8 protein-coding genes and 2 pseudogenes are annotated in these 8,105 nt (G+C 64.4%); 4 read left to right on the top strand and 6 right to left on the bottom strand.

All coding sequences use genetic code 11. From position 1 onward, the window contains the following. From H928_RS29050 to H928_RS0120695, 4 genes and pseudogenes are all read right to left on the bottom strand, one after another. Positions 1-344: pseudogene (locus H928_RS29050) on the bottom strand (acyl-CoA dehydrogenase); the annotation flags it as partial. 3 nt (positions 345-347) lie between these two features. Further along, on the bottom strand, positions 348-1,892 hold the full coding sequence (locus H928_RS29045) for a trehalose-6-phosphate synthase (protein WP_021028211.1): 1,545 nt from the start codon (positions 1,890-1,892) through the stop codon (positions 348-350). Then, the gene (gene otsB / locus H928_RS29040) at positions 1,889-2,668 is read right to left on the bottom strand and encodes a trehalose-phosphatase (RefSeq protein ID WP_021028210.1); all 780 of its coding nucleotides are present in this window, start codon (positions 2,666-2,668) and stop codon (positions 1,889-1,891) included. Before otsB ends, H928_RS29045 begins: the two co-directional genes overlap by 4 nt. Beyond that, positions 2,668-2,901 carry a hypothetical protein gene (locus H928_RS0120695; RefSeq protein WP_021028209.1) on the bottom strand — a complete coding sequence of 78 codons (234 nt, stop codon included), beginning with the start codon at positions 2,899-2,901 and terminating at the stop codon, positions 2,668-2,670. Before H928_RS0120695 ends, otsB begins: the two co-directional genes overlap by 1 nt. A gap of 251 nt (positions 2,902-3,152) precedes the next feature. Here H928_RS0120695 and H928_RS0120690 point away from each other — a divergent pair, with 251 nt between their 5' ends. The 4 genes from H928_RS0120690 (at position 3,153) to H928_RS32580 (ending at position 7,382) form a co-directional block, all read left to right on the top strand. Continuing rightward, complete coding sequence (locus tag H928_RS0120690; protein WP_021028208.1) at positions 3,153-4,157, top strand: Ku protein; 1,005 nt, start codon at positions 3,153-3,155, stop codon at positions 4,155-4,157. Positions 4,158-4,181: 24 nt separating this feature from the next. Then, positions 4,182-6,683 carry a DNA ligase D gene (gene ligD / locus H928_RS0120685; RefSeq protein ID WP_021028207.1) on the top strand — a complete coding sequence of 834 codons (2,502 nt, stop codon included), beginning with the start codon at positions 4,182-4,184 and terminating at the stop codon, positions 6,681-6,683. Positions 6,684-6,883: 200 nt separating this feature from the next. After that, positions 6,884-7,078 (top strand): hypothetical protein, encoded by a 195-nt coding sequence (locus tag H928_RS0120680; RefSeq protein WP_021028206.1) that lies wholly within the window; start codon positions 6,884-6,886, stop codon positions 7,076-7,078. A gap of 133 nt (positions 7,079-7,211) precedes the next feature. After that, on the top strand, positions 7,212-7,382 hold the full coding sequence (locus tag H928_RS32580) for a hypothetical protein (protein ID WP_021028205.1): 171 nt from the start codon (positions 7,212-7,214) through the stop codon (positions 7,380-7,382). Positions 7,383-7,484: 102 nt separating this feature from the next. Here H928_RS32580 and H928_RS32575 read toward each other — a convergent pair whose 3' ends face one another. After that, on the bottom strand, positions 7,485-7,637 hold the full coding sequence (locus tag H928_RS32575; protein ID WP_158400600.1) for a hypothetical protein: 153 nt from the start codon (positions 7,635-7,637) through the stop codon (positions 7,485-7,487). Between the two features lie 153 nt (positions 7,638-7,790). Beyond that, positions 7,791-8,105 (bottom strand): annotated as a pseudogene (locus H928_RS32965) (hypothetical protein); the annotation flags it as partial.

Raw genomic sequence — 8,105 nt, 5'->3', positions numbered from 1 at the left:
TCGCTGCCGGGGGCCCGGTGAGCGCTGGCGCTGATGGGCGTGGCCTGCACCCGGTTGCCCGGCGGCTCTGCACCCCAGACGGCCCAGGTCCGCGCCGCTGCGGGCGCCTGGGCGCCCAGTTCGGCCAGAATGGCCAGGGCATCGGTGTGGCCCTCAAACAGCTTGACCAGGCTCAGGTTGCTGGCGGCCACCGCCGCTAGCGCCCGCCAGCGCGCCAGGGTCTGGCCCTGGCCGGGCAGGGGCAACTGGTCCAGGCCCTGTGCGACCAGGTCGCGCAGTGTCTGTCCGGGCTCCTGCGTCTCGGAGCCGGTCAGAAAGTCTTCAAGTGCGGTAGAGGCATGCATCCTTCAACCGCCCCTGCGCAGTGCGGCCGTGGTGCTGGGCTGCGCAGGGCCTCCGCCTGGCACTACCCGCAGATAGGGAAAGCTGCCATCCCGCGTGGGGCGGGTCATCGGCAGGTCGGGTTCTGCATCGAGCACAGCGCTCCTGGCTGCAACGGCAATGCGCGGCTTGCGCGCAAGCGCAGGCTGGCACTGGTGGAGCGCATGCAAAAAGCGCTGGCACCACCAGTGCACATCTTCGGCCTCGATGCGGGCCAGCAGCTGCTGGTGCCGTTCGATGCGTTCGGCCAGCGGCATCTGCAGCGCCTGGTCGATGCTGTTGGCGGTGCTGTGCGCGTCATAGGGGTTGACCAGCAGGGCTTCTTGCAGCTGCTCGGCCGCGCCGGCAAAGCGCGACAGCACCAGCACCCCGGGGTCGGCCGGGTCCTGGGCGGCGATAAATTCCTTGGCAACCAGGTTCATGCCATCGCGCAAGGGCGTGACCAGGCCCACGGCGGCCGAGCGGCACAGGCCCGCCAGCTGGGCACGCGTGAGCACCTGGTGCATATAGCGCACGGGCATCCAGTCGAGCTCGCCAAAATCACCATTGATGGCGCCGCAGAGCGACTCAAACTCACTGCGGATATCGGCATAGGCCTGCAGGTGCTCGCGGGTGGGCGAACCAATCTGCACCAGGCTGGCGCTGCGCCGGTGGGCCGGGTGGCGCGCCAGCAGATCGCGGAAGGCGTGGATGCGCTCGGGCAGGCCCTTGGAGTAGTCGAGCCGGTCAATGCCCACCACCAGGCGGCGCTGGCGGTATTCCTGCGCCAGTGTGGCTTGCACCTGCTGCGCCGGGGGTGTGGTGGTCAGCGCTGCAAAGGCGTGGGCATCGATGCCCACTGGAAACACCTCGCAGCGCGTTTGCTGGCCATGGGCACGGTAGTGGTGGCGGTGGCTGATGCGGCCATCGCTTTGGGCCAGCACATAGCTCTCAAAATGCTGCAGGTCCTGCCGGCTTTGCAGGCCCACCAGGTCAAAGTCCATCAAGGCCTGCATCAAGGCCTTGTGCTGGGGCACGGCCCCGAGGGCCACCAGCGGCGGAAAGGGGATATGCAGAAAAAACCCGATGCGCTGCTGGCAGCCCAAGGCACGCAATTCAGACGCCAGCGCCATCAGGTGGTAGTCATGCACCCAGATCACGTCATCGGGCTGCAGCAGCGGCAGCAGCTGCTGCGCAAACTGGCGGTTGACGCGCCGGTAGCCTTCGTAGAAGCGCGGGTCGAATGCGGCCAGATCCAGGCGGTTGTGGAACACGGGCCAGAGCGTGCTGTTGCAAAAGCCGCTGTAGTAGCTGTCATGGTCGCAGCGCTCCAGCGCGGTCGTCGCGACGGTCACGGCCTCCCATGGACGGATGCAGAGTGGGGGCGGGGATTGCTCGCTGACCGTGCCGCCCCAGCCAAACCACAGGCCGCCCTGGCGCTGCAGCGCCTCTTCCAGTGCAATGGCCAGGCCACCGGGCGCGGCATCCTGCGGGTCGGCGACGCGGTTGGAGACAACGACCAGGCGGCTCATGGCTGCACCTCCGCCGGCCGGCCCAGCGCGCTCAGCATGCGGTGCTGCGTGCAGGCGGCTTGAAGCCAGTGGTAGACGGCCTCCACGTCATCGAGGCGGTGGCTGGCGCAGCTCACACCCGCGCCCACCTTGATGGCGACGCCGCGCTCTGCCAGCACTGCGGTAAAGCCGCTTTCATCGCTGATGTCATCGCCGATGAAAAACGGCGTGCGGCCGGCGAAAGGCGGCTCCTGCATAAAGGCATCCATGGCGCGGCCCTTGCTTGCGCCCACCGGCAGCATCTCCAGTACCTGCTTGCCGCGCAGCAGCGTCCACTGTGGCCTGTGGGCCAGCATTGCTTGCAGGCTGCGCAGGCACAGGTCCTCCAGCGATGGATCGCGGCGGTAGTGCAGGGCGACACCACTTTGTTTGGGCTCGACATACAGGGCAGGGTGCGCCTGGGCCAATTGCTCGCAGGCGTCGATCACGGCAGAGATATCACCGGGCGCATCGTTGCACTGCTGGCCTCTGGCATTGCGGCGCTGCGCGCCATGGGCGCCGGCGCAAGCCAGCTGCAGGGGCTGCAGATAGGCGTCAAGGACCGCAATCTCCCTTCCAGAGATGATGGCCACCGCACCACCCAGCCGGCCCTGCAGATCGCGCAGCAAGGGCACCAGCCCGGTAGGCACAGCGATGCTGTCAGGCGTTGGCGCCATGGGCACCAGGCTGCCATCAAAGTCGAGGAAAAGCGCCGCATCGCCAGGCAGCGGCGGCGGCAACGGCGAGAGGCTGGCCATCAGGGATCCAGCGGCTCGGGGCTGATGACGCGCTCGGATTCGGGATCCTGTGGAATATCGGGCTCCGTGCTGGGCGAGAACGGCGGGTGGGGAGGGTCCTCGCCGGGCTCGGGTGCCAGCGGCTCCTGCTCGGGATAGGGCTCGCCCACCGGGTCCATGCTTTCGTCTTCAGGATAGTTGGGTTGGGTTGCGGGCCGGGTGTCGGTAGGGGTGTCTGGCTTGGTGCTGCTCATGTCATGCTCCTCGGTCGTATGCCTACTAGGTTCGCTGCTGCTGCGCCCCAGGTCTGTAGGATTTGTGCGCCCGCGCATGGAGTCATCCAAGCGAGTTGGCAGCTAAGGCTGGTGCAGGATTGGAGTGATGGGTCTTTTTGTCAGACCGCGCTGGCATGCAGATGGTCGGAAGTTCCCTGCGCGCGTTGCCATTTGCTCTCAGCGGTGCGGCCGTGACGCGTGCACACTGGCCGCATACCTAGGAGGCCGGCATGAAAGAGCAGCAAGGCAATGCCCCGACATCGACACGCACCATCTGGAAAGGTGCGATCAGCTTTGGGCTGGTGCATGTGCCCATAGGGCTGTACACGGCCACGCGCGATTCGGGCATTGACTTTGATTGGCTGGACAAACGCTCGATGGAGCCGGTGGGCTACAAGCGCATCAACAAGCGCACCGGCAAGGAGATTGCCAGCAGCGATATCGTCAAAGGCGTGGAGTACGAAGACGGCCGCTACGTCATCCTGAGCCAGGAGGAGATCAGCGCGGCCTTTCCCAAAACCACGCAGACCATCGAGATCGAGGCCTTTGTCGATGCCGATGACATTCCGCTGATCTACCTGGAGCGGCCCTACTACACGGCGCCGCTCAAGCGCGGCGAAAAAGTCTATGCACTGCTGCGCGAGGCGCTGCGCAAGACCAACAAGGTGGGCGTGGCCAAGGTGGTCATCCAGACCAAGCAGCACCTGGCCGTGCTGGTGCCCTGCGGCCGGGCGCTGGTGCTGAACCTGCTGCGATGGGGCGGTGATATCCGTTCGTTCGAGCAGCTCAACTTGCCGCCGCAGTCGCCTAAAGCCGCCGGCATCAGCAGCGCCGAGATGGACATGGCAGTCGCCTTGATCGAGGACAAGGCCCAGGCCTGGAATGCCGACGACTTCAGGAACTCCTTCTCCGAAGAGATCCACAAGCTGATCGATACCAAGGTTAAATCGGGCGAGGTCGAAGAGGTGGTGCAGGCGCCCAAGGAGTCGCCGGTATCGGGCGGCGCCGAGATCCTGGATTTGACTGCCTTGCTCAAACGCAGCCTGGCCGGTGGCGCCAAGGCGGCTGATACCAAGCCCGCTGTGCGAAAGTCCAAGGCTGCGCCGGCCAAGACCAAGGCCAGTGCCCCAGCCAAAGCGGCAGCCGCAGCGGCTAAACCCCAGGCCAAGCCCAAGCCAGCCACCAAATCCGCCAGCGCCCGCAAGGCCGCGCCTGCCCGGCGCCGTGCGGCTTAGTGGCCTGGCGCCCGGAGGCTCTGCATGCCCAGCTCCTTGGACAAATACCAAGCCAAGCGCAACTTTGCCAAGACCCCTGAGCCGGCCGACGGCGGGGAATCGGTCGCGGGCCAGCTGCAGTTTGTCATTCAGAAGCACTGGGCCAGCCACTTGCACTACGACCTACGGCTTGAGCTCGATGGCGTGATGAAAAGCTGGGCAGTACCCAAAGGGCCGAGCCTGGACCCCTGCCACAAGCGCATGGCCGTGCAGGTGGAAGACCACCCGATCTCGTACAACCGCTTTGAGGGCCAGATACCCGCTGGCCACTATGGCGCGGGCAAGGTGATCGTCTGGGACAAGGGCCTGTGGCTGCCTCTCGCCGACCCGCACGAGGGCTACCGCAAGGGCAAGCTCCATTTTGAGCTGCGGGGCCAGAAGCTGGGCGGGCGCTGGACCTTGGTGCGCATGAAGGGCAAGGAGGGTGAGCGCCAACCGCCCTGGCTGCTGATCAAGGAAGCCGATGACTTTGCGCGCAAGGAAGAAGAGCTGGACATTGTGACCGCCAGGCCTGACAGCGTGGCCAGTGAGCAGGGTGCGGTGGCGACCGAGACCCGCGCCAAGCCGGCTGCCAAGCGCAGTAAATCCAGCAAGGCCATAGCAAAAAATGCTGCTTTGCCCGCCACAATGGCGCCCCAGCTGGCCGTGCTGGCGGACGCGCCACCGCAAAACGCCGAGGACTGGGCCTGGGAGCTGAAGTTGGACGGTTACCGCATGGCAGCCCGCAAAAAAGGCCTCAAGCTGCAGTTGTGGACGCGCAATGGCAAGGACTGGACGGCCAGGATGCCTGCGCTGGCAGCCGCCCTGCAGCATCTGCAGCTCAACGACGCCTGGCTGGATGGCGAGGTGGTAGCGCTCAATGACCAAGGGCTCCCCGATTTTCAGCGGCTGCAAAACGCGTTTGATGGGGAGGGCACGACCGACCTCGTTTACTACCTTTTTGATCTGACGTTTGCCAATGGCCAGGATCTGCGTGCCCAGCCTTGGCAGGCACGGCACGATGCGCTGCAGGCGGCGCTGGATGCCAGCCCGGGCTTGGGCAATAGCGTGCGGATCAGCGAGGCTTTTGCCGGCGATCCGGCGCAGTTGCTGGCCTCGGCCTGCGCACTGGGCATGGAGGGCATGGTCGGCAAGCGCAAGGATGCTGCCTACCATGCGGGCCGCTCGGCAGACTGGATCAAGCTCAAATGCGGCCAGCGCCAGGAGTTTGTCATTGGCGGCTACACGCGTCCCAAAGGCACGCGCACCGGTCTGGGCTCCTTGCTGCTAGGGGTGCATGGCAGCGATGGCCAGCTGGTCTATGCCGGCAATGTCGGCACCGGCTTTAACGAGGCCAGCTTGCGCGCGCTGACGGCGCAGTTGCAAAAGATCCAGACCAAGATATGCCCCTTTGTGGATCCCGAGCGCATTGACTATGCGGCCATCTGGGTTCGTCCCGAGCTGGTCGCAGAAATCGCCTTTGCCGGTTGGACCGGCCAGGGCAGGGTGCGGCATGCGGTCTTCCATGGCTTGCGCGAGGACAAGCCCGCCAACCAGATCACCCGGGAGAGAACAGCCACCATGCCTACCCGCAAGAAAACCCCCTGCGCTACCGGCGGCATTGAAGTCAGCCATGGTGATCGCATCATCGATGCCAGCACGGGCGTGACCAAGCTGGACGTGGTGCGCTACTACGAGCAGGTGGCGCCGCTGATGATGGAGCACTTGCAAGACCGCCCCACCTCACTGGTGCGCACCCGCGATGGCGTGGGGGGCGAGCATTTCTTTCAGAAGCACCTGCAGGCCCGTGCCATGGCCGGCATTGTGCAACTGCCCCCGTCGCTGGACCCGGAGCACCCGCCGCTGCTGGCCATTGCCAGCGCTGAAGGCCTGGCCCAGGCGGCGCAGTTCAATGTGGTCGAGTTCCACACCTGGAACGCCAGGCGCGACAAGATATTGCGGCCCGACCGCATGACCTTTGACCTGGACCCGGGCGAAGGCCTGGCCTGGTCGGCGGTGCAGGAGGCGGCCGAGCTGGTGCGGGTGCTGCTGCAGGAGCTTGGCTTGGAGCCCTTTCTCAAAACCAGCGGCGGCAAGGGCCTGCATCTGGTGGTACCGATCCAGCGCCGCCACGACTGGGACACCGTCAAGGGCTTTTCCAAGGCCGTCGTGCAGCACCTCGCTGCCACCGTGCCCCAGCGCTTTGTGGCCAAGAGCGGCCCGCAGAACCGCAAGGGCAAGATCTTTGTCGACTACCTGCGCAATGGCTGGAGCGCCACCACCGTCAGTGCCTGGTCGCTGCGGGCGCGGCCGGGTATGGGGGTGTCGGTGCCCATCAGCTGGACGGAGCTGCACCAGGTCAGCAGCGGCGCGCACTGGGGCCTCCGTTCTATCGACGCGCGCTTTCGCCAAGGCAATGCGCCCTGGGATGGCTATGCCAAGGCGGCTGTGTCGATCACGGCGGCGATGAAGCTGCTGGGCGGTTCGGGCAATGCATCCGCCGACTGATGGGTGTCGGGCGAAATGCCTCTATATAAACCCAGTGCATATAAGCTAGGTTAGTCTTATGCAAAGCAAATAACAGACATCAGCTCCACCTCAGTGTGGCTGTAGGACGTTTTCTGCTTATTTCGTAATTTTGAGATCGCTGGCTGGCGTTTTGGAGTAGTTTTGTTACAGTTTAACCACCAAAGCATTGGAGGCTAGGAATGTCTACGCAGACCGGAAATGACAAGGAGAAAGACGCCTATTTGGATGCCTTGAAAGCCCAGGGCGCCGAGTTGCTGGCCGACCACCCGGCAGAAGGCACCATTGAGCATGCGCGCCTGTCGCTGATCGATGCCAAGATCGAGCAGCTGACGCGGCCCATCACCGCAGACAGCTGGAAAACGCCCGAATACTGAATACGCCCGGGTGTGTACCAGACGTTGGTTCTTGTAAAAGAACTTTGCAAAATGCCTGGATGGCGCTATCGTGGTGGAACCTGGATCGTCAGCCAAACTTACGGATTTGGGTACCAGGTGGAAAGGAGGTCTTATGCGAGAAGCGGAAGACCTGCTTGTGGTGACGCAAGCGCAATACGAGCGTCTGGAACTGGAAGTGATTGGTTTACGGGATCTGGAGCCCTTTATGGGCTCCCCGCAATATGATCGCCTGCAGGATGTGGAATTGGCACTGAAACATTACCAAACGCAATTTCGCCCCTAAGCGATACGACACAAAACCCGCAATGGCGGGGTTTTTCTTGGGCGGCCTTTAGGCGGGAGCCGGGCGCGTTCCGAGCGGCCAGACGCCCTGCCGCCATTGCGTTTACTGCTGCTGGGACTGCGCTTGCTGCTGCTGGTTCTGGTCCCGGCCTTGCTGCTGCTGCTGGGCAGGGCGCTGCTGGTTTTGTTGGTCCTGCTGCTTTTGGGCAGGTTGTTGGCCATTGGGACTTTGGTTGGGTTGCTGCTGGTTGCTCATCTCTGTCTCCGGTTGAAGGGGGATGCAGCGTGATTTTTGCTGCCCTTTCAGGTTAAGGGCATGGCATTGCGGAATCTGTAGTCGCTGTGCTTGCCTAGGCGTAGTAAGCCGGGGAGGCATGTCGTCACCATCAACCTCACACAGCCGCCAGAGCTAGCCACGCTGCGGCTGCACCAGCAAGCCCCGCAGCAGCAAATCCAGACCTGCGGCGGCTTGCTCCAGGCGCGCAGCGCCATCGGCCCCATCCGCACCTTCAGCCCCATCGGCAATCCAGAACGCCGCCTCGGCCAGGCTGCCATAGATCAGCGCTGCCAGCGCCCGTGCATCGGCTGGGAGCCTGGGCAGGGGAGGGATGCATGGGACTTGCCGGCGATGCTCTGGCCCGCGGCCGGTGTGGCGGCTGCCGCCTTGCTGGTGGTGGGTAGCGCGCGGGAGGATGGGTCCGTGCGCTGCTGAGGCTGGGGCTTT

It is taken from the genome of Comamonas sp. B-9 (assembly GCF_000410635.1).
Lineage (GTDB): Bacteria > Pseudomonadota > Gammaproteobacteria > Burkholderiales > Burkholderiaceae_C > Comamonas.
Note: the sequence above shows the minus strand (reverse complement) of the source record. Positions and strands in the feature narration are given on the sequence as shown.

Excerpts from the sequence above, each read along its gene's own strand:
- H928_RS29045 (WP_021028211.1), bottom strand. The coding sequence starts at position 1,892 with ATGAGCCGCCTGGTCGTTGTCTCCAACCGCGTCGCCGACCCGCAGGAT.
- otsB (WP_021028210.1), bottom strand. The coding sequence starts at position 2,668 with ATGGCCAGCCTCTCGCCGTTGCCGCCGCCGCTGCCTGGCGATGCGGCG.
- H928_RS0120695 (WP_021028209.1), bottom strand. The coding sequence starts at position 2,901 with ATGAGCAGCACCAAGCCAGACACCCCTACCGACACCCGGCCCGCAACC.
- H928_RS0120690 (WP_021028208.1), top strand. The coding sequence starts at position 3,153 with ATGAAAGAGCAGCAAGGCAATGCCCCGACATCGACACGCACCATCTGG.
- ligD (WP_021028207.1), top strand. The coding sequence starts at position 4,182 with ATGCCCAGCTCCTTGGACAAATACCAAGCCAAGCGCAACTTTGCCAAG.
- H928_RS0120680 (WP_021028206.1), top strand. The coding sequence starts at position 6,884 with ATGTCTACGCAGACCGGAAATGACAAGGAGAAAGACGCCTATTTGGAT.
- H928_RS32580 (WP_021028205.1), top strand. The coding sequence starts at position 7,212 with ATGCGAGAAGCGGAAGACCTGCTTGTGGTGACGCAAGCGCAATACGAG.
- H928_RS32575 (WP_158400600.1), bottom strand. The coding sequence starts at position 7,637 with ATGAGCAACCAGCAGCAACCCAACCAAAGTCCCAATGGCCAACAACCT.